This is a genomic window from Mammaliicoccus sp. C-M13, from assembly GCF_022386845.1.
Classification (GTDB): Bacteria; Bacillota; Bacilli; order Staphylococcales; family Staphylococcaceae; genus Mammaliicoccus; species Mammaliicoccus lentus.
The window spans coordinates 12,326-36,280 of the sequence record NZ_JAJNHQ010000019.1 but is presented as its reverse complement, the minus strand read 5'-3'; the positions used below and the strand labels follow the sequence as shown (position 1 = coordinate 36,280).

Here is a 23,955-nt window from a genome sequence, read left to right as displayed (position 1 = left end):
GAGTAGGACGTTGCCGGGCAAATATTTATAAAATGGATGCGATGAGCCGCACTCGAGACCTGTTAGGTCTCTTTTTTTTGATTTAATTTAATATAGGTTCAGGGTAATCTAAACCCCGAACCTATATTACGAAATGATAATTTTTTATAAAATTGATTATTCTGAGATAGAAGCTCTATGCGAACTGTTGGGAAAGTTTCTTGCAAATGCTTTATCATGCTTTCTCCGTATCCTTGTGATCTATATTCTTTGGCTACTATAATCTCAGTAATATACAATGTTAAAGATTCATCTGTTAAAAATCGAGTATATCCGACAAGTTCTTGATTATCTTCAATAACGATAATTTTAGAAGTCATGAGTAATTTTGATAATAGCTCTTTAGTAAATGTATGCCAGCCTTCTGCTTGTGTGATTTTATATAATGCGTCTACATCTAAATCGATAGCGTTTCTAATTTGCATGTTCCTCACTCCTCTTTAATTGTAGTATAACGTAATAGGTTTAACTTTAAAATGACGCTCATTGTAATCATTGCTATAATGAGTTAAGAAAGTTATATAAGAGGTAATTAAGAGGTAATTAAAATGAGTTTATATGATAAAATACAATCTATTCAAGATGAAAATTCAATATCATTACATGTGCCAGGTCATCACAATAATACGATTGGTTATTTAAAAGAAATAAATTTAGGTATGGATATGACCGAAATAACCGGTTTAGATGATTTACACCAACCTGAAGAGGTCATACGAGAAAGTATGATGAAAATGGATAGATATCCAAATCATTATGCGCGATACCTTGTTAATGGGACAACGGTTGGGATTTTATCAGTCATATATGCTGTTAAACATTTAGATGGCGATATATTAATACCCAGAAACGCGCATAAATCTATATATAATGCATTAAGTTTAACAAACCAAAAAGCTATATGGATGCCTATGACAGTTTCGGAGGAGACAGGTCAGTATGATGGAGTAAAAAGCTTAGATACTTTAGACTTATCTAATGTAAAATTAGCGATTTTTACGTACCCTAACTATTATGGAGAAGTATTTGACATTCAATCACATATACAATTGTTAAAAGCTTATGGTGTTCCTACATTAGTAGATGAGGCACATGGTGCACATTTTGGTATAAGTTCATACTTTCCTCAGTCTTCTATCATGTATGAAGCAGATATTGTTGTGCAGTCTTATCATAAAACGTTACCAGCTCTAACAATGGGTTCTGTTATGTATATAAGAAAAGAACTTCCTATACAACAACGTATTGAGGAATATTTGACGATGTTACAAACTTCTAGCCCTTCTTATTTAATAATGACAAGTTTAGAGAAAGCAGAACTGTTTTATAAACATTATAATGATAAGCTATTTAAACGTTTACGAATGATACTTATTCAGACTTTAAAAGAAGTAGGTTTAAAGGTGGGAAGTCTAGCGGACCCTCTTAAATTATTAGTATCACATGAAAAAATGACAGGTGAGCAAGTAAAACAAATATTTGAACAATCAAACATTTATGTTGAATTGAATGATGAAAAATATATATTACTTGTTTTGCCGTTATGGCATGAAGGCGATATTTTTCCGTTTGAAGTATTAATTAATAAGATTAAAAGTCTTAAATTGGATTATTATTATCAAGAAAAAGGCCGGGCTAAATTTGATTTACCTGTTACTTCTGGCATTTATGTGCCTATAGAAGTTAAAGATGCAATAACAATAGATTTGATAGATGCAGTCAATAAAATCTCTGCAGTAGATGTTATACCTTACCCTCCAGGCATACCTGTAATATTAAAAGGTGAATACATAAAAGGCGACGTCCTTAATTCTCTTTTACATTGGATAGATAGTGGTGGTAGAGTAGAAGGTATAATTAACAAGCAAATAAAGATAAAGGATGAACACTAAATGGGTCAGTTTATTACATTTGAAGGGCCAGAAGGTTCTGGAAAGACAACTGTTATACATAAAGTTTATGAAAAATTAAATAAAGAATATAATGTTATTATAACTAGAGAACCAGGTGGTATAAAAATCAGTGAAGCAATTCGCAAATTACTGTTAGACAGTGATGATGATATGGACGAACGTACAGAAGCACTTTTATTCGCAGCAGCAAGAAGGCAACATTTAGTCGAAAAAATCATTCCACAACTTGAGGATGGTGGCATTGTACTATGTGATCGTTTCGTAGATAGTTCATTAAGTTACCAGGGTTACGCTCGTGAAATTGGGGTAAAGGAAGTACAAGCAATTAATGAATTTGCTATTGAAAATCTTTATCCAGATTTAACGCTTTATTTTGATGTACCTGCAGAAATTGGTTTAAACAGAATTAAAGATAATCAAAGAAATGCAAATCGTTTGGATAAAGAAAAAATAGAGTTTCATCATAAGGTTACAGATGGGTATAAAAAGTTGATATCTGAGTACCCAGATAGAATTAAAGTTATTGATGCTACACAATCATTGGAAAAGGTTATAGAAGACGCTTATTTCGCTATTGTAAATCATCTAAATCAAGTTTAAAATATGATATAATATATAAAGAGGTGTTTATTTATGAAAATGGTTATAGCGATTGTCCAAGATCAAGATAGTCAAAATTTATCAGAAGCGCTTATAGAGAAAGATTTTAGAGCTACAAAGCTTGCTACAACAGGTGGATTTTTAAGAGCTGGTAATACAACATTCCTATGCGGTGTAAAAGATGAGCGAGTAGACGAATTATTACGACTCATAGATGGAACTTGTGGTAATCGTGAACAACTTGTTTCACCTATCACACCAATGGGAGGCAGTGCGGATTCTTATATACCGTACCCAGTTGAAGTAGAAGTTGGTGGCGCAACAGTATTTGTTATGCCAATCGAACAATTTCATCAATTTTAGAACTGATTAGCTGCCATTAGTGCAGCTTTTTTATTGCAAGGAGCGTAGAAAATGCAATTAAAAGAAGAGCTTGATCAATTATTGAGTGCTGAACAGTTATCTCACGCTTATTTATTTGAGGGAGATAATATGTTTGAAATGAAGACGACAGCTATGTATTTTGCTGAACAAATTCTTTGTAACAATGAGGGGAATTGTATTACAAAAGTACAAACAATGAATCACCCTGATTTTATGTATATACAAACTGAAGAAACAACTATAAAGAAACAACAAATAGAAGAATTGCTTAGAAAAATGAATCAAAAACCAATAGAAAGTAAATATAAAGTTTACATTATTGAAGCTTTTGATAAACTAACAGTACAAGGTGAAAATAGTATACTTAAATTTTTAGAGGAACCACCTCCAAATACAATAGCCTTGTTATTAACAACAAAGAAAGATCAAATTTTACCAACGATACATTCGAGATGTCAGCTTATCCATTTTAAACCGGCATCAAAGGAGACTTTTATAGAAGATTTACAAGCATCCGATATTTCCGCTGCAATTGCGCACACATTGAGTTTTGTAACATCGGATAAGGATGAGGCTATTTCTTTAACTGAAGAACAATTATTTACACAATTGAGAAAATCTGTTGCTAAGTTAGCAGATTTAATGGTTAAAGATCACCAGATGGCTTTAATATATTTAATTGATTGTATAAAAGTTGCGAATACACGACCTTTGCAACAATTATTTTTAAATAGTTTAAATGCTTATTTTCAAGATGTATTACATGCTAAAATAGAGTTGGATTCAATTAAAGCGTTTCCAGATTTGGATGCACAGATTGTAAACACTAGTACACAATTATCTTTAAGCGATATTTCGAATTATATACAGTGCATTACTGAAGCTAATCGTAAATTAGCGCAAAATGTTAATGCGACATTAGTTTTTGAACAGATGGTTATAAAAGGGAAGAGGTGATTAAATGTATGAAATCATAGGCGTACAGTTTCAAGAAGCTGGGAAGAAAGAATATTTCTCTCCAAACGGAGAAAGATTCAAAGAAAATGATTTAGTTGTTGTAGAATCTAAACGTGGAGTAGAGTTAGGACAAGTTAAATTAACTAATCGTCATGTAGGCAAAGATGATGTGGTTTTACCTTTGAAAGAAGTTATACGTCACGCTACAGATGAAGATGTCGAAAAATATCATTCAAATTTAGCAGAGGCTGATAAAGCATTGGCACTGTGTAAAGAGATGGTAGCGACACATGAATTGAACATGAGATTAGTAAATTGTGAATATACACTAGATAAGAGTAAGGTTATATTTAATTTTACAGCTGATGACAGAATTGATTTTAGAAACTTAGTAAAATCATTAGCATATGAATTAAAAACACGTATTGAGCTTAGACAAATAGGTGTGAGGGATGAAGCGAAGTTATTAGGTGGTATTGGTCCATGTGGTCGTTCGCTTTGTTGCTCGACATTCTTAGGAGATTTTGAGCCTGTATCTATAAAAATGGCTAAAGATCAAAATCTTTCGCTTAATCCAACAAAAATTTCCGGTGCATGTGGTCGTTTGATGTGCTGTTTAAAATATGAAAATGATTATTACGAAGATGTAAGAAACGAATTGCCAGACGTGGGTACTACTGTTGTAACACCTGAGGGAGATGGTAAAGTCGTAGGATTAAATATTCTAGATATCACGATGCAAGTTAAAGTGAAAGGTTTCGAACAACTTTTTGATTATAAACTTGATGAATTACTTGAAGTCCATTCATAAGGGAGGATTTTACTGTGAATAGGGACGAGTTGTTTGAAACAATTATGATGTTAGAAAATGAACTTAAACAAATTAATGCGCATATGGATAAACTGAAGAACCAAGCAGTCGAATTGGTTGAAGATAATGTTGCACTTCAGATGGAAAACGATAGTCTGAAACGGGTAGTTGAATCCAATGAAACAACGCATAATAAAAAACCAAATAAAAAGGTAAGACCTCTTCAAAGTAAAGATAATCTAGCTATGTTGTATCATGAAGGTTTTCATATATGTCGAGGAGAATTATTTGGTAAACATAGACAAGGTCAAGATTGCTTGTTTTGTCTAGAGGTACTTAATAGAGAATAGGGTAATCAGGCATCTTGCATGCCTGATTTTTTAAATGAGGTGATTTCGTGTTACATAAAGGTGAAAGATTAGATCAACTTTTAAGAGAAAAATTTGAAATTATTCAAAATGATGATGTGTTTTCCTTTTCTACTGACGCATTATTGTTAGGTGATTTCGTTCAAACAAGAAATAAGGATAAAGTGATGGATTTATGTTCTGGTAATGGTATTATCCCGTTACTTTTAGCTCATAAATCACTATCTGAAATTCAAGCAGTAGAAATTCAAGAAACATTGGTCGACATGGCTCAAAGAACAATTCAGCATAATCATTTACAAAATCAAATTTCGATAAAACAATTAGATTTAAATAAAGTAACAACTGAATATGCACCGGCGACCTTCGATGTTGTCACGGTTAACCCACCTTATTTTAAAGAAAATCAACAAATGAAACATCAAAAAGAAGCGCATAAAATAGCAAGGCATGAAGTTTATTGCACACTTGAGGATGTTGTAAGAGCAAGTAAACATTTACTCAAGCAAGGTGGTAAATTAATGATGGTTCATAGAGCAGAAAGACTGATGGATGTCTTAACGCACTTTAGACTTTTTAATATAGAACCAAAGAGATTAAGACTTGTATATAGTAGTCCTTCTAAAAAAGAAGCAGTAACGATATTGGTAGAAGGACGGAGCGGTGGGCAACCTGGTTTGAAAATTGAACAACCATTTTATATTTATAATACAAATGGTGAATATTCTGAAGAGATGAAGGAAGTCTATTATGGATAAACATTATACATATATATTAGAATGTAAAGATCAAACATTATATACTGGATACACTACTGATTTAGAACGCAGATTAAAGGTGCATAATGATGGTAAAGGTGCAAAATACACAAAAATAAGACGTCCCGTTAAACTTGTATACCATGAAGAGTTTGATAATAAATCAGAAGCATTAAAAAGAGAGTATGCCTTAAAACAATTGAGTAGAAAACAAAAGTTATTACTCATAAAGGAGGGATAGCATGTCAACTTTACATTTAGTAGGCACCCCAATAGGAAATTTAGAAGATATAACATATCGCGCCGTAAGAATTTTAAAAGAGTCAGATTATATTTTTTGTGAAGACACTCGTGTAACGTCAAAACTTTGCCAACACTATGAAATACACACACCATTAAAGTCTTATCACGAACATAATAAAGATAAAGCTTCAGAGCAGATTATTGATTATATGGAAGATGATAAACAAATTGCTTTAGTCTCTGATGCTGGTTGTCCTTGTATCAGTGATCCAGGTTATGAACTTGTAAACCAAGTTAGAGAAGCGGGATTCCTTGTGGAAACTATTCCTGGACCAAATGCCGCTATTACAGCATTAATGACAAGTGGACTACCGTCATATAAATTTGTATTTTTAGGATTTTTACCAAGGCAGGCTAAAGATAAGCATGAAGTATTAGATAAATGGATGCATAGAGAATCGACAATGATGATTTATGAATCACCCTACCGTGTAAAACAAACATTAAAAGCTATATCTGAAATAGACTCAGAAAGAAAAATAGCAATTGGTAGAGAGTTGACTAAAAAGTTTGAACAAGTTGAAACAGGGTCGGTTGAAACAATTGAAAATATGTTAGAAGACGATTCTATACCACAAAAAGGTGAGTTTGTTATTCTTATAGAAGGTATAGATGAATCCAGTCAGACAGAACAATGGTGGAAAGAAATGGACTTAAAAGAACATGTTGATTCGTACATTAATGAACAAGATATGCGTTCTAAAGATGCTATTAAACAAGTCGCTTTAGATAGAAATATGAAAAAGAGAGATGTATATGAAGCATTTCATATAGATAATTAAAATAAGAGCCTGAGACAATTAATTATGTCCCAGACTCTTTGATACATATAGTAAGTAATTATTTAGATTTTTTTTCAATCTCATTCATTAATTGCTGAGCGCCTTCTTCGCTTAATACGATTTTACCATCTGCTAAAACAAAGTTTTCTTCAGAAACATCGCCAGTAACCTGACAAGTCATGTTAGGTGAATATTTCTTTAGAATAATTCTGTCATCATCAGTGTAAATCTCTAAAGCGTCTTTCTCAGCAATGTCTAATATGCGTCGTAACTCGATAGGAATTACTACACGGCCTAGTTCATCTACTTTACGAACGATTCCAGTTGATTTCATTTCTTTACCTCCGTTTAATAAAACCATAATTATCTAATTCGACATTCATTCGACAATTATATAAATAGTATACTAATACGTATTGAAGAAATTGTCAATAAAATAATAAATTGTATACACTTAATTATTCGACATTAAAACTACATTTGCGCGCTTTACCATAATAAGGAAATATTGAAAAAATGCTAAATTTTCGGTATATTATATAGATAAGATATTAGGAGGAAACGCTGATGACGAAAGAGACTTTTTACATTTCGACACCGATTTATTATCCGAGCGGGAATTTACACATAGGTCATGCTTACACAACGGTTGCCGGTGATGTAATAGCTAGATATAAACGGTTACAAGGATATGATGTTCATTACTTAACAGGTACAGATGAGCATGGACAAAAAATACAAGAGAAGGCTAAAGAAGCTGGATTATCAGAAATTGAATATTTAAATGGTATTGTCGAAAATATTCAAGCGTTATGGAAAAAATTAGACATTTCAAATGATGATTTTATTCGTACGACAGAAAAACGACACAAAGTGGTTGTTGAAAAAGTCTTTGAAAAATTATTAGCGCAGGGAGATATTTATTTAGGTGAATATGAAGGATGGTATTCAATACCAGATGAAACATACTACACTGAAACACAATTAGTAGATCCAGTTTATGAAGATGGAAAAATTGTTGGTGGTAAAAGCCCTGATTCAGGACATGAAGTCGAGCTAGTTAAAGAAGAAAGCTATTTCTTTAAATTAGATAAATATTCGGATAGATTATTAAAATTCTTTGATGAAAACCCAGACTTTATTATGCCTATTTCTCGTAAAAATGAAATGGTTAATAATTTCATCAAACCTGGTTTAGAAGATTTGGCCATCTCAAGAACAACTTTTGATTGGGGTATTAAAGTGCCTTCTAATCCTAAACACGTTGTTTATGTATGGATAGATGCGTTAGTAAACTATATTTCAGCTTTAGGTTATTTAACTGATGATGATGAGCTGTTTAAAAAATACTGGCCAGCAGACGTTCATTTAATGGCTAAAGAAATTGTTAGGTTCCACGTTATTATATGGCCGATTTTATTAATGGCTTTAGATATACCTTTACCTAAGCGTGAATTTGCTCATGGTTGGATTTTAATGAAAGACGGTAAAATGAGTAAATCTAAAGGTAATGTTGTTGATCCTAACGTATTAATTGATAAATATGGCTTAGACGCTACAAGATATTACTTAATGAGAGAATTACCATTCGGTGCAGATGGTGTGTTTACGCCTGAGGCATTCGTAGAACGTACAAATTATGACTTAGCAAACGATTTAGGTAACCTAGTTAATCGTACAATTGCTATGGTAAATAAATACTTTAACGGTGTTCTACCTAAATATAAAGGTCAATTACATCCTCTAGATGAAGAGATGGAAAATATGGCTATCGATACAAAAAATAATTTCTATGAAGCAATGGAAAACATGCAATTCTCAGTTGCGTTGGCAGAAGTTTGGAAGCTTATTAGCCGTACAAATAAATACATCGATGAAACAACACCTTGGGTATTAGCTAAAGATGAAAATGAACGTGAAATGTTAGAAAACGTAATGATTCATTTAGTTGAAAATATTAGGTTTGCTGCAGTGTTATTACGTCCATTCTTAACACATGCGCCTTATGAAATTTTCCGCCAATTAAACTTGGAAAAAGGAAAGTTAGATACGTTCGAAAGCATCGAAACTTATGGTGCTATTGATGAAGAAATTACAGTCATCTCTAAACCAGAACCTATTTTCCCAAGACTTGATGTTGAAGAAGAAGTAGCTTTCATTAAAAATTCAATGCAAGGTGGCACTACTCCTGAAGAAGAGCCAGAAGAAGAAAATAAAAAAGAAGAAAATCCTGGTAAACCTGAAATAACGATTGATCAATTCGATAAAGTGGAAATTAAAGCTGCAACAGTAACTGGAGCAGATTATGTAAAAAAATCCGATAAATTATTGAAAATCAAAGTAGATTTAGGTAACGAGAAAAGACAAATTGTTTCAGGTGTTGCTGAATTTTATAAACCTGAAGATATAGTTGGTAAAAAAGTTGCAGTTGTAACGAATTTGAAACCAGTTAAATTACGTGGTGAATTATCTGAAGGTATGATACTTTCTGCCGAAAAAGATGGCACGCTTACTTTAGTAGGATTACCTAACGCAATTCAAAATGGTTCAATTATAAAGTAATGAATTGGAAGGAAGATATGAATGCTAATAGACACACATGTTCACTTGAACGCTGATCAATACGATGATGACTTACAAGAAGTAATCGATAGAGCGCTATCTGAAGGTATCGATAGAATGTTTGTCGTTGGTTTTGATACAAAAACAATAGAGAGAACAATGAAACTCATCGATCAATACGACTTTATTTATGGTATTATCGGCTGGCATCCAGTCGATGCAATCGACTGTACAGATGAACGTTTAGAATGGATAGAGTCATTATCTAAACATCCTAAAATTATTGGAATAGGTGAAATGGGATTAGACTACCATTGGGATAAGTCACCAAAAGATATCCAAAAAGATGTGTTTAGAAAGCAAATCGCATTAGCTAAACGAGTTCAATTACCAATCATTATTCATAATAGAGAAGCAACACAAGATTGTGTAGATATTTTGAAAGAAGAAAACGCTAGTGAAGTTGGCGGTATTATGCATAGCTTTAGTGGTTCTAATGAAATAGCTGACGAAATTTTAAAAATGAATTTCTATGTTTCGTTAGGTGGCCCAGTGACTTTTAAAAATGCTAAACAACCTAAGGAAGTAGCTAAGCATGTTCCGTTAGATAGATTATTAGTAGAAACAGATGCGCCATTCTTATCACCTCACCCATATAGAGGGAAAAGAAATGAGCCTGCTCGTGTAAAACTTGTTGCCGAACAAATTGCGGAGTTACGTGGTCTCACGTATGAGGAAGTTTGTGAAGCAACTACCGAAAACGCTGAAAGATTATTTAAATTATAAAATAAGATGCCCCAAAACGGTTGTTTTGGGGCATCTTTAAAGAAGGTAAACTTTATGAAAATAAATGAATTTGTGGTAGTAGAAGGTAGAGATGATACGGTCAATGTTAAACGTGCCGTGGATTGCGATACTATAGAGACAAATGGTTCTGCTGTTTCTAAAGAGATTTTGGAGGTCATTAAGCAAGCACATGAAAAACGTGGTGTTATTGTACTTACTGACCCTGATTTCCCGGGTGATAAAATTCGAAATACGATTAAGCAATATGTTCCAAGTGTTAAACATGCTTTTATCCCAAGAGACAAAGCTAAAAACAAAAGAGGTAAAATAGGTGTAGAACATGCGTCGGTTGAAACAGTGAAAGAAGCGTTAACTAATGTAAGTTCACCATTAGAAGCTGATGTAGAAACTATTGATAAAGCTGTATTAATTGATTTGGGATTAATTATAGGGCCAGAAGCAAGAAGAAAAAGAGAAAAACTATGTAGTAAGTTGAATATTGGACACTCGAATGGTAAACAATTATTAAACAAACTCAATGCTTTCGGTTATACTGAAAAAGATGTAAAAGAAGCGCTTGGATATAAAGAGGAGTGACATAATGAACGAAAAAGATATCGCAACACCTAAACGCACAAAAGCGTTGTTAGACCAATATGGCTTTAAATTCAAAAAAAGTCTAGGTCAAAACTTTTTAATTGATACAAATATCATCCAAAAAATCATTTCAGCGAGTGACATTGACGAAAATACAGGTGTTATTGAAGTTGGGCCAGGTATGGGTTCATTAACTGAGCAATTAGCAAGAGTAGCTAAAAAAGTTCTAGCCTTTGAAATTGACCAAAGATTAATACCTGTATTAGAAGATACGTTGAATCCATATTCAAATGTAACGATTGTAAATGAAGATATATTAAAAGCCAATGTACAAAAAGAAATTGATCAACATTTAAAAGACTGTGACAAGATTATGTTAGTTGCCAATTTGCCATATTATATTACTACGCCTATATTGATGAATTTATTAGAAAATGATTTACCAATTGATGGCTTCGTTGTCATGATGCAAAAAGAAGTGGGCGAAAGATTAAATGCTAAAGTAGGCAGCAAAAGTTATGGTTCATTATCTATTGCATGTCAATACTATACTGAAACTGAACGTGTTTTAGTAGTCCCTAAGACCGTCTTCATGCCGCCACCGAACGTTGATTCAATTGTAATAAAACTTACAAAACGGACTAAACCAGTTGTAGAAGTCGACGATGAACAAAAGTTATTTAAATTAACAAAAGGTGCATTTACACAAAGAAGAAAGACTATTTTAAATAACTATATTAGTACAATCAAGGATGGCAAAGTGCATAAAGATGAAATTATTGAATGGTTAAGCGAATCAAACATAGACCCTAAAAGGCGCGGGGAAACGCTAACAATACATGATTATGCACATCTTTGTAACAATTTGAAAAAATACCCTAATTTATCTGTATAAATATATTGACAACGGCCTCTCAAATTGATAAAATTTAAATTTTATTTGACAAAATCTTGCTATCATAGTATAATATTCTATATAGCGAGGTGGGTCAATATGCCGAAGACTTTAGTAGACATCAAAAAAATATTGGATTGTCAATTAGGAAATCGTATTGTACTTAAAGCTAATGGAGGACGTAAGAAGTTAATTGAGCGCAGTGGTGTGCTTAAGGAAACGTATCCATCAGTTTTCGTGGTCGAATTAGATCAAGAGAAACATAATTTTGAGCGTGTATCTTATACATACACTGATGTATTAACTGAGAATGTCCAAGTAACTTTTATGAATGAACATAAAGAAGAATTTATTGTTCAATAATCATAAAGTTCACAATAAAAAACTCTACGCGATATGACTGTGATATGGCGTAGAGTTTTTTTGTTGCAAAAAAATAGGATAAAGCTCATACTTTCTAACATTTATTTATGGTAAAATCATAATAATAAGTTTTAGAAAGGGCAAGTATATGATTTATGAGACAGCACCAGCAAAAATTAATTTAACACTAGATACTTTATACAAACGTGATGATGGTTATCACGAGGTGGAAATGATTATGACAACCGTTGACCTAAATGATAGACTGTCTTTTGAAAAAAGAGAAGATGGTGAAATTGTCATCGATGTAGAGCATAATTTTGTTCCAAGTGATCATAGAAATTTAGCTTATAAAGCTGCAAAATTAATGAAGGACAAATACAACATAAAAGACGGTGTGACGATTTCTTTAGAAAAAAGCATTCCTATTTCAGCTGGTTTAGCAGGTGGCTCTAGTGATGCTGCTGCTACTTTTAGAGGTTTGAATAAACTTTGGGGGATCAATGACTCGTTAGAAGCATTGAGTGATTTATCAGCGGAAATTGGGTCGGATATTTCTTTTTGTATCTATGGAAAAACAGCGTTATGTCGTGGTAGAGGAGAGCAATTAACGCATTTACCTAAACCACCATCAGCTTGGGTTATCATAGCCAAGCCAGACATCGGCGTCTCTACACCCGAAATTTATGGCGCTTTAACTTTAGAAAAGACATCTAAAGTTTTAACGAAAGAATGCCAGCAAGCTTTAATAGACGGTGATTATGAACGTTTATGTAAGTCGTTAGGTAATAGCCTTGAGAGTGTTACTATGGGACTATACCCAGAGGTTGAAAAGCTGAAAAACACTATGACAAATACAGGTGTGGATGCAGCATTAATGAGCGGAAGCGGTCCGACTGTTTATGGCTTTGTTCAAAAGGAAAGGCAGGCTAAGCAAGTCTATAATGCTCTGAAAGGATGCTGCAAAGATGTATTCATTGTGAGATTACTTGGATAGCTTTGTTAAAACCGTACGATTATAGTATAATTGTGGCAAAAATACGGATAGAGAATGGAGTTTTATAAATGAGGTTTAAACGAAGTGAGAGAATCGTTTATATGACACAGTATTTATTGAAACATCCTAATGAGTTAGTGCCGTTAACTTACTTTGTGAATTATTTTGGACAAGCAAAGTCTTCTATAAGTGAAGACATACAAATCATTAAAGAAACTTTTCAAGCAGAAGGTTTAGGGATTATTGAAACTACTGCAGGTGCTAGCGGCGGTGTAACTTACCGACCGAAAATGTACAAGAAAGAAGCGATTGAATTAATTGAAGATTTGTGTGAATTGCTTAAAGAGAGAGAAAGATTATTACCAGGCGGCTATTTATTTATGTCAGATCTTGTTGGTAACCCTAAACTTTTAAACCAAGTTGGGGAACTTATCGCAACGATGTACATGGATGAAGAACTTGATGCGGTTGTTACAATTGCAACTAAAGGGATATCGTTAGCTAATGCAGTAGCGAAAGTGCTCAATTTACCTGTTGTGGTAATTAGAAAAGATAATAAAGTAACAGAAGGATCAACGGTTTCAATTAACTATGTATCAGGATCTTCAAGGAAAATTGAAACAATGGTTTTATCTAAACGAACATTGCCTGAATATTCAAATGTATTAATAGTTGACGACTTTATGAGAGCAGGTGGCTCAATCAATGGTGTTATCAATTTGATGAATGAGTTTAAAGCAACTGTAAAAGGGGTATCAGTACTTGTAGAATCAAAAGAAGTTAAACATCGTTTGGTTGAAGATTATACATCTTTAGTGAGATTGTCGAATGTAGACGAATACAACCAACAATTTTCAGTAGAAGAAGGCAACTGTTTAAAAAGATTTAATTAAGAAGAGAGGGTTAATCATCATGAAAAGTATAAACGCAACAAACGCTCCAGAAGCATTAGGACCATACTGCCACGCTGTAGTGGTAGATAATCTAGTATTTACTTCGGGGCAAATACCGTTAAATCAAAAAGGCGAAATTGTATCAGATGATGTAAAAGTGCAGACTGAACAAGTCATCGAAAACTTAAAAAAAGTACTTGAAGAAAGTGGCGCTTCTTTAAATAATGTCGTGAAATCTATGATCTTTATTAAAGATATGAATGATTTTCAAGATATTAACTCCGTATATGGACAATATTTCAATGAACATTTGCCTGCTAGAAGTTGTGTTGAGGTTGCGCGCCTACCTAAAGATGTTAAAGTTGAGATTGAAATGATCGCAAAAATACAATAATATTCTTCAATTTAAATGATGCTGCTACTTAAAAAAGACAAACAGGGGGCACACAAGTCATGAAGGTAACAGATGTGAGATTAAGAAAAATCCAAACAGATGGAAGAATGAAAGCTTTAGTTTCTATTACATTAGACGATGCTTTTGTTGTTCACGATTTAAGAGTAATTGAAGGGAATTCAGGTTTATTTGTAGCTATGCCAAGTAAACGGACACCCGACGGAGAGTTCCGGGATATTGCTCACCCTATTAACTCTGAAATGAGACAAGAAATTCAAGAAGCAGTCATGAAAGTTTATGATGAAACTGATGAAGTAATCATTCCGAAATCTGCTAAAGATGACGATTCTGAATCAGAAAATCAAAATGAAGATGAAAATGAAGAATAAAAATTGGAATAGGCATACGCAAAGCTTGTGTCTGAAATAATACAGGAGAAATTCTTAGTTTGATAAGAGTTTTTCCTGTTTTTTTTATACAATTATTCAACAACGGTTAATTAATGATGAATAAAAATACTATTCATTAAATTTTTATTTAATGCGTTAATGCTTTGCCTTTACTATATATCATGAATATTAAAGACGATTATTTTGTGAAATAATTTCTATGTTTAATAACTCTTTCTTGATAGTCGTACACAAATTAAATTATAATAAGATAAAGTGCGTTTAAATGGAGGTTTTTCAAATGCGAAAACATGCAGTCATATTAGCGGCTGGTAAAGGAACAAGGATGAAATCTAAACTCTATAAGGTGCTACATCCTGTTGCTGGAGAAGCCATGGTTCAACATGTTATAGATAGCGTGAAGAATGCGGGTGTTGAGACTGTTGTTACAGTTGTTGGACACGGTGCTGAAGTAGTAAAAGAAACACTTGGCGATTCATCGCAGTTTGTACATCAAGAAGAACAACTAGGGACTGCACATGCAGTTAATACAGCTAAGGAATTATTGAATGACAAAAAAGGTACAACAATCGTTGTATGTGGGGACACACCACTTATTACTGAAGATACAATTAGCTCATTAATAGCGTTTCATGAGTCAGAAAATGCAAAGGCTACAGTATTATCTGCAAAGGTGAATAATCCATTTGGCTATGGCAGAATTGTTCGAAATGAACAAGGTGACGTCTTAGAAATTGTTGAGCAAAAAGATGCTTCAGAAGAGCAAAATGCAATAAATGAAATTAGTTCAGGAATCTTTGCTTTTGATAATGAAAAGTTATTCCAAACTTTAGAAGAAGTTAAAAACGATAATGCTCAAGGTGAATACTATTTACCTGATGTTATAAGCATTTTAAAAGCACAAAATGAAAAAATATCTGCTTATGTTACGGAAGACGTAGATGAAATCATGGGTGTTAATGATAGAGTCCAATTATCACAAGCAGAACAAAAAATGAAAGAACGTATTAATTTGAGACATATGATAAATGGTGTTTCCATCATCGATCCAGCTACTACATATATTGGGAAAAAAGTTACTATAGGTGAAGATACGGTAGTTGAACCAGGTGCAAGAATCGGTGGTAACACTGTAATAGGAAAAAATGTTACGATTGGCATGAATTCTGATATCAAAAATAGTACAATTGAAGATGATGCCACAATTAAACAATCTGTCATTACAGATTCATTTGTTGGTAAATCCTCTACAGTTGGACCGTTCGCTCAATTAAGACCGGGAACAGAACTAGGAAAAGAAACGAAAATTGGTAATTTTGTAGAGGTTAAAAAATCCGTGTTGAAAGATGGCGCTAAAGTATCTCACTTAAGTTATATTGGTGATGCTGAAGTCGGCGCAAGAACAAATATTGGCTGTGGTTCAATCACTGTTAATTATGACGGAATAAACAAATTCCAAACTAAAATAGGAGATGATGCATTTATTGGATGTAATTCAAATCTAGTTGCACCAGTAGAAGTTGGCGAAGGAGCATTTATAGCTGCAGGTTCAACCATCACAGATAATGTGCCAGATGAAAGCTTAGCACTAGGTCGTGCAAGACAGACTACAAAAGAAGGATACTATAAAACGAAATAAAAGGAGCCGTCAAAAAAATGAGTCAAAATGATATCGGAGGAACAAAAATGTTGCATACTGAATATAAGAATTCGTCATTAAAAATATTTTCACTAGAAGGTAACCAACCTTTAGCCCAAGAAGTTGCAAATTTAGTAGGTATTCCATTAGGTAAGTCTACAGTAAAAAGATTTGCTGATGGCGAAGTGCAAATTAATATCGAAGAAAGTATCCGTGGTTGTGATGTGTTCATCATTCAACCTACTTCATATCCAGTAAATGAACATTTAATGGAATTGTTAATTATGATAGATGCATGTAAACGAGCATCAGCTGCTAATATTAATATCGTTATGCCTTATTATGGTTATGCAAGACAAGACCGTAAAGCGAGAAGTCGTGAGCCTATTACTGCTAAATTAGTAGCGAATATTATTGAAAAAGCTGGCGCGAGCAGAATGATCGCGTTAGACTTACACGCTCCTCAAATTCAAGGATTCTTTGATATACCTATTGATCATTTAATGGGTGTTCCAATTTTATCTAATTATTTCTTAGAAAAAGGATTAGACCCTGACAATACTGTTGTTGTATCACCTGATCATGGTGGTGTTACAAGAGCGCGTAAAATGGCGGATCGTTTAAAAACGCCAATTGCTATTATTGATAAGCGTCGTCCGAAACCTAACGTAGCAGAAGTTATGAACATTGTTGGAGACATAGATGGTAAAACAGCAATCATCATCGATGACATCATTGACACTGCGGGCACTATTACTTTAGCAGCAGATGCTTTAGTTAAAAAAGGTGCAAAAGAAGTTTATGCATGTTGTACACACCCTGTTTTATCTGGACCAGCACGTGAACGCATTGAAAATTCAAGAATTAAAGAATTAGTTGTTACAAACTCTATTCAATTGCCAGAAGATAGAAAACCTTCAAATGTTAAAGAATTATCAGTAGCAGAATTATTAGCTCAAGCAATTGTTCGAGTATATGAACAAGAATCAGTTAGTGTGCTATTTGATTAATTGTCATTAATCGTGTATAATAACAAACGGTTCATTTTTAAATGAACTAAATAACCACTTACAAGCAACAATTTATGTTGATGGGTAAGTGTAGGAGCGCTTAATGCGCATGAATGAAAGGTGGAAAAGATAATGGCTTCATTAAAGTCAGTTATCCGTCAAGGTAAACAAACTCGTTCTAGTTTACGTAAACTAAGAGCATCAGGTATTATCCCAGCAGTTGTATATGGTTATGGTGCTAAAAATACATCTGTTAAAGTTGATGAGGTTGAATTCATCAAAACTATCCGTGAAGTTGGACGTAACGGAGTTATTGAATTAGGTGTTGGTTCTAAATCAATTAAAGTTATGGTTTCTGATTACCAATATGATTCACTTAAAAACCAAATCACTCATGTTGACTTCTTAGCTATTAACATGAAACAAGAATTAACTGTTGATGTACCTGTAGTATTAGTAGGTGAAGCAGTTGGTGCTTCTGAAGGTGGCGTAGTTCAACAACCATTATTCGACTTACAAGTAACAACTACTCCAGACGCTATTCCTGAACATATCGAAGTTGATATTAGTGAATTAGCTATCGGTGATAGTTACTTAGTAGGAGACTTAGATGCAACTGATAAATATGCTATCGAAAACGATAAAGAAGAAGCAGTTGTAACTGTAGTACCTCCAACTGAAGAACCAGCTGAAGATGCTGAAGAAACTGCAGCTGAAGATGCTGATGCAGTATCACAAGAAGCTGAAAAAGAAGAAAAAGAAGAAGAATAATTCTTTAATCTTTTAAAAGGAGTCTGGGACATATCAATGTCTCAGACTCTTTTTTGTCTAATTTTATAATGATATAAGTATAGTTAGATGAAAACTAACGTAAAAATGCTATAATAAATACTTAGTATTAATATGGAGGTTACAACATGAAATGTATTGTTGGACTTGGAAATATAGGTAAGAAATTTGACGGAACTCGTCATAATATAGGTTTTGAAGTAGTTGATGAATTGATTGATCGTCATCAATTACAATTAGATAAACAAAAATTTAAAGGTGCCTATACTATCGGATTAATAAATGGTGAAAAGGTTATGCTTATTGAACCGATGACATTCATGAATTTATCTGGTGAGGCAGTAAGGCCACTAATGGATTATTATAATATTGATATTGAAGATTTACTTGTTCTATATGACGATTTAGATCAGCCACAAGGTCATTTGAGACTGCGCCAAAAAGGCAGTACTGGCGGTCATAACGGGATGAAGTCTTTAATACAACATTTAGGAACAGATAAATTTAATAGAGTACGAATTGGTATAGATCGTCCGACTAACGGTATGAGTGTTCCGAGTTATGTTCTACAAAAATTCTCTGAAGATGAAATGATAACTATGAAAAAGGTAATAGAACGGGCAGCAGATGCTTGTGAAAGTATAATTAAAGGTGAAACATTTCCTAATGTTATGAATCAGTTTAACGGTGAAGTAGAATGAGACATGTCATTCATGAAATTATACAAAAAGATGAGCGATTTCAAGATTTAGAACGTATTTTTGGAGAAAAAAACATACTCGTTACCGGTTTGAATCAATCTAGTAAAGCATTGCTTATTCTAGAACAATATTTGAAACACGATAAACAATTAGTCATTGTGACAAATAATTTATACCAAGCGGATAAATTAGAAGCAGACATACTGCAATTATTACCGCCTGAAGAAGTATTTAAATTTCCTGTACAAGATATTATGATTGAAGCATTTTCAACACAAAGCCCAGACTTAATGAGTGAGCGTGTTAGAACTCTAACCCACCTTGCTCAAAGTAAGAAAGGGTTATTTATCGTGCCAATAAATGGCTTGAAGAAACAACTCACACCTCCGTCCATTTGGAAAGATCATTATAAATCTATAAAAATAGGTGATGATATAGAGTTAGAAGAATGGGCTAAGCAATTAGTTGATATGGGATACAAGAGACAGTCCCTAGTTTCAGCGATTGGTGAATTCTCAATTCGAGGTGGCTTAATCGATATATACCCTGTTATTGGAGACCCTGTACGTATTGAGTTGTTTGATACAGAAGTAGATGGTATGAGAGTCTTTGATGTTGAAACGCAGCGTTCTTTACAAAATGTAGAAGAAGTTGAAATAACAAGTGCAAGTGATTATATTTTCACTTCAGAACAAATCAATAGATTATCAGAACGTATGGAAGAATCATATGAGCAAACGCGTGAAAAACTACCGAAAGAAATTCGTCCTGATTTGAAAGACACTTATCAAAATATTTTAATGCAAGATGATGAATTAAAAGATCATCAGATTTTAAGACGAGTTATTGCATTTATGTATGATGAGGTATCTACATTTGTAGATTATTTAGCAGAAGACGCTCTTATTGTAGTAGATGAATATAATAGAATTAAAGACACTGAAAACTCATTAGATGTAGAAATTGAAGAATTCACGCAATCTTTAATTGAATCTGGGCAAGGGTTTATAGGACAACGCTTTATTGTAGAATCAGCGTTTACTGGTTTGTTGAATAAACATAAAATTTCTTATTTTACTTTATTTACAGCAAGCATGCCTGTAGAGATAGAGGAAATGGTCAAGTTTTCATGTAAACCAGTGCAACGTTTTTATGGACAATATGATATTATGCAGTCTGAATTTGATCGCTATATGAAACAAGGATTCACTGTTGTTTTATTGGCAGAATCAGAAACACGCAAAACGAGAATTCAAAGTATGCTCAGCGACATGAAGATACCAACTGTAATAGATCGTATAGAACATATCGATAATAGTGGTCAAGCAGTTGTTACAGATGGGGCATTATCTGAAGGATTTGAATTGCCGTACATGAAATTAGTTGTTGTGACTGAAAAAGAACTCTTCAAAGCACGCGAACGTAAACAATCTAAAAGAAGACAAAAACTGTCGAATGCAGAGAAAATTAAGTCTTATCAAGAGTTAAATGTTGGAGATTACGTTGTTCATGTACATCACGGTGTAGGTAAATATTTAGGTGTTGAAACATTAGAAGTTTCAGGCATACACAAAGACTATATTAAAATTCAGTACAAAGGAACAGACCAATTATTTGTACCTGTTGATCAAATGAACGATGTTCAAAAGTTTGTTGGCTCAGATGATAAAGAGCCTAAAGTTAATAAATTAGGCGGAACAGAATGGAAAAAAACAAAGGCTAAAGTTCAAAAAAATGTTGAAGATATTGCTGATGAATTATTAAAACTTTATCAAGAACGTGAGCAAGTGGAAGGCTATCAATATGGACCTGATTCTGAAGAACAAATGACATTTGAAATGGACTTTCCTTATGAACCAACACCAGATCAAATTACTTCATTAGAAGAAATCAAAGGTGATATGGAAAAACTTAGACCTATGGACCGCTTACTTTGTGGAGATGTTGGTTACGGTAAAACTGAAGTTGCGATTAGAGCAGCTTTCAAAGCTGTGTTAGAAGGTAAACAAGTAGCAGTCTTAGTACCTACAACTATCTTGGCTCAACAACACTTTGAAACTTTTAGAGAGAGAATGCAAGAATATCCTGTCGAAATTCAAATGATGAGTCGTTTTAGAACGCCTAAACAAGTAAAAGAAACAAAAGAAGGTATTAAAAAAGGTTTTGTAGACATCGTAGTTGGTACTCATAAATTACTAAGTAAAGATGTAGAATATAAAGATTTAGGTTTATTAATTGTCGATGAGGAACAACGATTTGGTGTTAAACATAAAGAAAGAATTAAGGCATTAAAAACTAATGTTGATGTATTAACACTAACAGCTACACCAATACCAAGAACCCTTCATATGAGCTTGTTAGGTGTAAGAGATTTATCTGTTATAGAGACGCCACCTGAGAATAGATTCCCAGTACAAACTTATGTATTAGAACAGAATATGAATTTTGTAAAAGAGGCATTAGAAAGAGAGTTGTCTCGAGGTGGACAGGCATTCTATTTATATAATAGGGTTCAATCGATTTACCAAAAGAGTGAGCAGTTATCGATGCTTATGCCTAATGCAAGAATAGGTGTAGCTCATGGTCAAATGACGGAACGTGAGTTAGAAGAGACTATGCTTAATTTTGTTGACGGTGAATATGATATTTTAGTAACTACGACAATTATAGAAACGGGCGTAGATGTTCCTAACGCTAACACTTTGATTATTGAAGATGCGAATCGATTTGGGTTAAGCCAACTTTATCAATTAAGAGGGCGCGTTGGACGTTCTAGTAGAATAGGTTATGCTTACTTCTTACACGAACAAAATAAAGTACTGACAGAAGTTGCTGAACAAAGGTTACAAGCAATTAAAGAATTTACAGAATTAGGTAGCGGGTTTAAAATTGCAATGAGAGACTTGAATATAAGAGGTGCAGGTAACCTGTTAGGAAGTCAGCAATCAGGATTTATAGATTCTGTTGGTTATGACTTATATTCTCAAATGTTAGAAGAAGCGGTCAATGTTAAACGTGGTATAGAGCCTGAATCAGAAGGACCACAATTAGAAGTTGATGTTAAAGTTGACGCTTATATACCTGCAGAATATATCAAAAATGAACAAGCAAAAATTGAAATGTATAAAAAGATGAGAAGTATTACTACTGTTTCCCAGTTAGAAGACTTGCAAGATGAACTAATTGATCGCTTTGGTGAATATCCTGTAGAAGTAGAACGATTACTAGATGTTGTAAGAATTAGATTAAATGGTATTTTATTTGGAATTACCGAGATTAAAGAAACAGGAAATACAATTCAATTAACAACCTCAGAATATACAACAAACCACTTGAAAGGTGACGTATTATTTAAAGTTACAGAACCACTAGGTAGAAAGCTTAGAATAGCTGTTGCGGATAATCAAATGGTGTTTAAGTTACAAAAAACAAAACAGTGGCTTGATGATTTGAAGTTCTTAACAGAAGTTATTAATGAGAGTTTGGTGGATGATGACGCAATCTAAACCGATTTTTAATAGTGTATTACTCTTAACTATTACTATGGTAATCGTTAAGTCATTAAGTGCAATTTATAGAGTACCTTATCAAAATATATTAGGCGATGAAGGTTTATATGCTTATCAACAAGTTTACCCATTAGTCGCGATTGTGAGTGTAGTAAGTTTAAATGCTTTACCTAGCGTAATGAGCAGTTGGATGATTAAACGACCTCAAACTACTATTTTAGCATTATTTTGGTGGTTACAAAGTATTTGTCTAACCATCAGTATAGGGGTGTTAATTTTTGCACCTACTATTAGTAGTTGGATGGGTGACATACAACTAACACCTATGATTCGCATGGCTAGTATTGCCTTAATACCACTCGTGTTTATTTCGATGGTACGAGGATATTATCAAATGAAACACCAAATGAATACTATTGCGATATCACAAGTAATTGATCAAGTATTAAGAGTGATTGTAATATTTATTGCTATTTCTGTATTTATGTACATGGATGTTTCAATTTACCAAGCTGGAACAATTGCAATAAGTGGTTCAGTTATTGGGCTTTTTAGCATTGTTTTATATTTTTATTTGAAAAGAAAGCCAAACATTCATTTTTCCTGGGAAATAAATTTTAATGATTTAAAAGATGTCATTATTATGACTGTATTATATGCCATATCTTATTTGATTCTTATATTGTGGCAATTAGTGGATTCATTTACATTAATCCATTTACTACAAGATACTGGCTATACATTTCAGGAAAGCATAAAAGTGAAAGGTATATTTGATAGAGGGGCTTCGCTCATTCAAATGGGGCTGATTATTACGACTACATTTAGTTTTGTACTCATTCCACTCCTTACGGAAGAGTTACAGAAGAAAAATCATCATTTAGTTAATGAATATGCTAACACGTCACTCAAAATAACAGTACTTTTCAGTATGGCTGCAGCAACAGGTTTAATAAATCTCTTGCCTTTACTAAATACGGTATTCTTTAAGACGAACGAATTAGTAGGCACATTAAGTGTATTTATGCTTTCGGTTGTATTTGTCACATTTATTATTATGTATACAGCGTTATTACAAGTTAAAGCTAGACGGTCAGTATTACTCATTGCACTTATAATAGGATTACTATTTAAAAGCATAGGAAACTATGTATTTGTGATGCAATTTGGAATATTTGGGGCCAGTTTGGCTACTGTAATATCTTTAGGTATTTATGCATTAACATTGCATATCATCGTCATGAAATTATATCGATTTCAAAACATGGGATTATTTATTGCTAAAGTAATCTTCACGCTAACTATAATGTCTGGATTAGTACAAATAGTGCTAAGTATTCCTACTCAATCAAGACTATCAAGTTTGTTAGTCCTCGTTTTAGCGGGTATTGTTGGTGTTATTATTGTGTTATTAGGTATAATTAAATTGAAAATATTAAAAAGAGAAGAGTGTCAACATTTACCTTTAATGGATAAATTGATGAAGGAGAAGTAA

The 23,955-nt window shown here is 33.2% G+C and carries 26 protein-coding genes; 24 read left to right on the top strand and 2 right to left on the bottom strand.

Translation table 11 applies throughout. From position 1 onward, the window contains the following. Positions 1 to 98: 98 nt before the first annotated feature. The gene (locus LQ615_RS12630; protein ID WP_016999931.1) at positions 99 to 464 is read right to left on the bottom strand and encodes a GNAT family N-acetyltransferase; all 366 of its coding nucleotides are present in this window, start codon (positions 462 to 464) and stop codon (positions 99 to 101) included. Between the two features lie 123 nt (positions 465 to 587). On the opposite strand from LQ615_RS12630, the gene LQ615_RS12625 reads away from it, so the two are divergent. Genes LQ615_RS12625 through rsmI form a run of 9 tightly spaced genes read left to right on the top strand, consistent with a single transcriptional unit; the run spans position 588 to position 6,915 of the window. Beyond that, the gene (locus LQ615_RS12625) at positions 588 to 1,931 is read left to right on the top strand and encodes an aminotransferase class I/II-fold pyridoxal phosphate-dependent enzyme (RefSeq protein ID WP_103268917.1); all 1,344 of its coding nucleotides are present in this window, start codon (positions 588 to 590) and stop codon (positions 1,929 to 1,931) included. Beyond that, the gene (tmk, locus tag LQ615_RS12620; protein ID WP_064205214.1) at positions 1,932 to 2,552 is read left to right on the top strand and encodes a dTMP kinase; all 621 of its coding nucleotides are present in this window, start codon (positions 1,932 to 1,934) and stop codon (positions 2,550 to 2,552) included. 33 nt (positions 2,553 to 2,585) lie between these two features. Further along, on the top strand, positions 2,586 to 2,915 hold the full coding sequence (locus LQ615_RS12615; protein ID WP_016999928.1) for a cyclic-di-AMP receptor: 330 nt from the start codon (positions 2,586 to 2,588) through the stop codon (positions 2,913 to 2,915). Positions 2,916 to 2,966: 51 nt separating this feature from the next. Beyond that, the gene (locus LQ615_RS12610) at positions 2,967 to 3,893 is read left to right on the top strand and encodes a hypothetical protein (RefSeq protein ID WP_016999927.1); all 927 of its coding nucleotides are present in this window, start codon (positions 2,967 to 2,969) and stop codon (positions 3,891 to 3,893) included. Positions 3,894 to 3,897: 4 nt separating this feature from the next. Further along, a complete protein-coding gene (locus tag LQ615_RS12605; protein ID WP_016999926.1) occupies positions 3,898 to 4,704 on the top strand; it encodes a PSP1 domain-containing protein in 807 nt (268 codons plus the stop codon). 14 nt (positions 4,705 to 4,718) lie between these two features. Continuing rightward, positions 4,719 to 5,054: a DNA replication initiation control protein YabA gene (gene yabA, locus LQ615_RS12600; protein WP_016999925.1), complete on the top strand. Its 336-nt coding sequence runs from the start codon at positions 4,719 to 4,721 to the stop codon at positions 5,052 to 5,054. Between the two features lie 47 nt (positions 5,055 to 5,101). Continuing rightward, the gene (locus tag LQ615_RS12595) at positions 5,102 to 5,830 is read left to right on the top strand and encodes a tRNA1(Val) (adenine(37)-N6)-methyltransferase (protein ID WP_103268916.1); all 729 of its coding nucleotides are present in this window, start codon (positions 5,102 to 5,104) and stop codon (positions 5,828 to 5,830) included. Further along, positions 5,823 to 6,071, top strand: coding sequence for a GIY-YIG nuclease family protein (locus LQ615_RS12590; protein WP_016999923.1), 249 nt, complete (start codon positions 5,823 to 5,825; stop codon positions 6,069 to 6,071). The genes LQ615_RS12595 and LQ615_RS12590 overlap by 8 nt, the downstream gene beginning before the upstream one ends. A gap of 1 nt (position 6,072) precedes the next feature. Next, the gene (rsmI, locus tag LQ615_RS12585) at positions 6,073 to 6,915 is read left to right on the top strand and encodes a 16S rRNA (cytidine(1402)-2'-O)-methyltransferase (RefSeq protein WP_016999922.1); all 843 of its coding nucleotides are present in this window, start codon (positions 6,073 to 6,075) and stop codon (positions 6,913 to 6,915) included. A 58-nt stretch (positions 6,916 to 6,973) separates the two neighbouring features. On the opposite strand, the gene LQ615_RS12580 is transcribed toward rsmI, so the two are convergent. Then, positions 6,974 to 7,249, bottom strand: a complete 276-nt coding sequence (locus LQ615_RS12580; protein ID WP_016999921.1) for an AbrB/MazE/SpoVT family DNA-binding domain-containing protein — start codon at positions 7,247 to 7,249, stop codon at positions 6,974 to 6,976. A gap of 233 nt (positions 7,250 to 7,482) precedes the next feature. Between LQ615_RS12580 and metG the strand changes: the two genes are divergently transcribed. The 15 genes from metG (at position 7,483) to LQ615_RS12505 (ending at position 23,955) form a co-directional block, all read left to right on the top strand. Continuing rightward, positions 7,483 to 9,477, top strand: a complete 1,995-nt coding sequence (metG, locus tag LQ615_RS12575) for a methionine--tRNA ligase (RefSeq protein WP_070045706.1) — start codon at positions 7,483 to 7,485, stop codon at positions 9,475 to 9,477. Between the two features lie 21 nt (positions 9,478 to 9,498). Further along, on the top strand, positions 9,499 to 10,263 hold the full coding sequence (locus LQ615_RS12570; RefSeq protein ID WP_016999919.1) for a TatD family hydrolase: 765 nt from the start codon (positions 9,499 to 9,501) through the stop codon (positions 10,261 to 10,263). Between the two features lie 54 nt (positions 10,264 to 10,317). Further along, entirely contained in the window at positions 10,318 to 10,860 is a 543-nt protein-coding gene (gene rnmV / locus LQ615_RS12565) for a ribonuclease M5 (protein WP_016999918.1), read from the top strand. Between the two features lies 1 nt (position 10,861). Beyond that, positions 10,862 to 11,755, top strand: a complete 894-nt coding sequence (rsmA, locus tag LQ615_RS12560) for a 16S rRNA (adenine(1518)-N(6)/adenine(1519)-N(6))-dimethyltransferase RsmA (RefSeq protein WP_276325832.1) — start codon at positions 10,862 to 10,864, stop codon at positions 11,753 to 11,755. A gap of 99 nt (positions 11,756 to 11,854) precedes the next feature. Next, entirely contained in the window at positions 11,855 to 12,118 is a 264-nt protein-coding gene (veg, locus tag LQ615_RS12555; protein ID WP_016999916.1) for a biofilm formation stimulator Veg, read from the top strand. A 148-nt stretch (positions 12,119 to 12,266) separates the two neighbouring features. Next, positions 12,267 to 13,115: a 4-(cytidine 5'-diphospho)-2-C-methyl-D-erythritol kinase gene (gene ispE / locus LQ615_RS12550; RefSeq protein WP_070045704.1), complete on the top strand. Its 849-nt coding sequence runs from the start codon at positions 12,267 to 12,269 to the stop codon at positions 13,113 to 13,115. Between the two features lie 68 nt (positions 13,116 to 13,183). Continuing rightward, complete coding sequence (gene purR / locus LQ615_RS12545; protein WP_070045703.1) at positions 13,184 to 14,008, top strand: pur operon repressor; 825 nt, start codon at positions 13,184 to 13,186, stop codon at positions 14,006 to 14,008. Between the two features lie 19 nt (positions 14,009 to 14,027). Then, the gene (locus LQ615_RS12540; RefSeq protein ID WP_016999913.1) at positions 14,028 to 14,402 is read left to right on the top strand and encodes a RidA family protein; all 375 of its coding nucleotides are present in this window, start codon (positions 14,028 to 14,030) and stop codon (positions 14,400 to 14,402) included. 59 nt (positions 14,403 to 14,461) lie between these two features. Continuing rightward, the gene (spoVG, locus tag LQ615_RS12535; protein ID WP_070045702.1) at positions 14,462 to 14,791 is read left to right on the top strand and encodes a septation regulator SpoVG; all 330 of its coding nucleotides are present in this window, start codon (positions 14,462 to 14,464) and stop codon (positions 14,789 to 14,791) included. 301 nt (positions 14,792 to 15,092) lie between these two features. Beyond that, the gene (glmU, locus tag LQ615_RS12530; RefSeq protein ID WP_016999911.1) at positions 15,093 to 16,451 is read left to right on the top strand and encodes a bifunctional UDP-N-acetylglucosamine diphosphorylase/glucosamine-1-phosphate N-acetyltransferase GlmU; all 1,359 of its coding nucleotides are present in this window, start codon (positions 15,093 to 15,095) and stop codon (positions 16,449 to 16,451) included. Between the two features lie 47 nt (positions 16,452 to 16,498). Further along, entirely contained in the window at positions 16,499 to 17,461 is a 963-nt protein-coding gene (locus LQ615_RS12525; protein WP_026023668.1) for a ribose-phosphate diphosphokinase, read from the top strand. A gap of 132 nt (positions 17,462 to 17,593) precedes the next feature. Further along, a complete protein-coding gene (locus LQ615_RS12520) occupies positions 17,594 to 18,232 on the top strand; it encodes a 50S ribosomal protein L25/general stress protein Ctc (RefSeq protein ID WP_016999908.1) in 639 nt (212 codons plus the stop codon). 146 nt (positions 18,233 to 18,378) lie between these two features. Next, a complete protein-coding gene (gene pth, locus LQ615_RS12515) occupies positions 18,379 to 18,951 on the top strand; it encodes an aminoacyl-tRNA hydrolase (RefSeq protein WP_239704137.1) in 573 nt (190 codons plus the stop codon). Further along, positions 18,948 to 22,457 (top strand): transcription-repair coupling factor, encoded by a 3,510-nt coding sequence (mfd, locus tag LQ615_RS12510; protein ID WP_064205205.1) that lies wholly within the window; start codon positions 18,948 to 18,950, stop codon positions 22,455 to 22,457. The genes pth and mfd overlap by 4 nt, the downstream gene beginning before the upstream one ends. Continuing rightward, positions 22,441 to 23,955: a polysaccharide biosynthesis protein gene (locus LQ615_RS12505; RefSeq protein WP_070045701.1), complete on the top strand. Its 1,515-nt coding sequence runs from the start codon at positions 22,441 to 22,443 to the stop codon at positions 23,953 to 23,955. The genes mfd and LQ615_RS12505 overlap by 17 nt, the downstream gene beginning before the upstream one ends.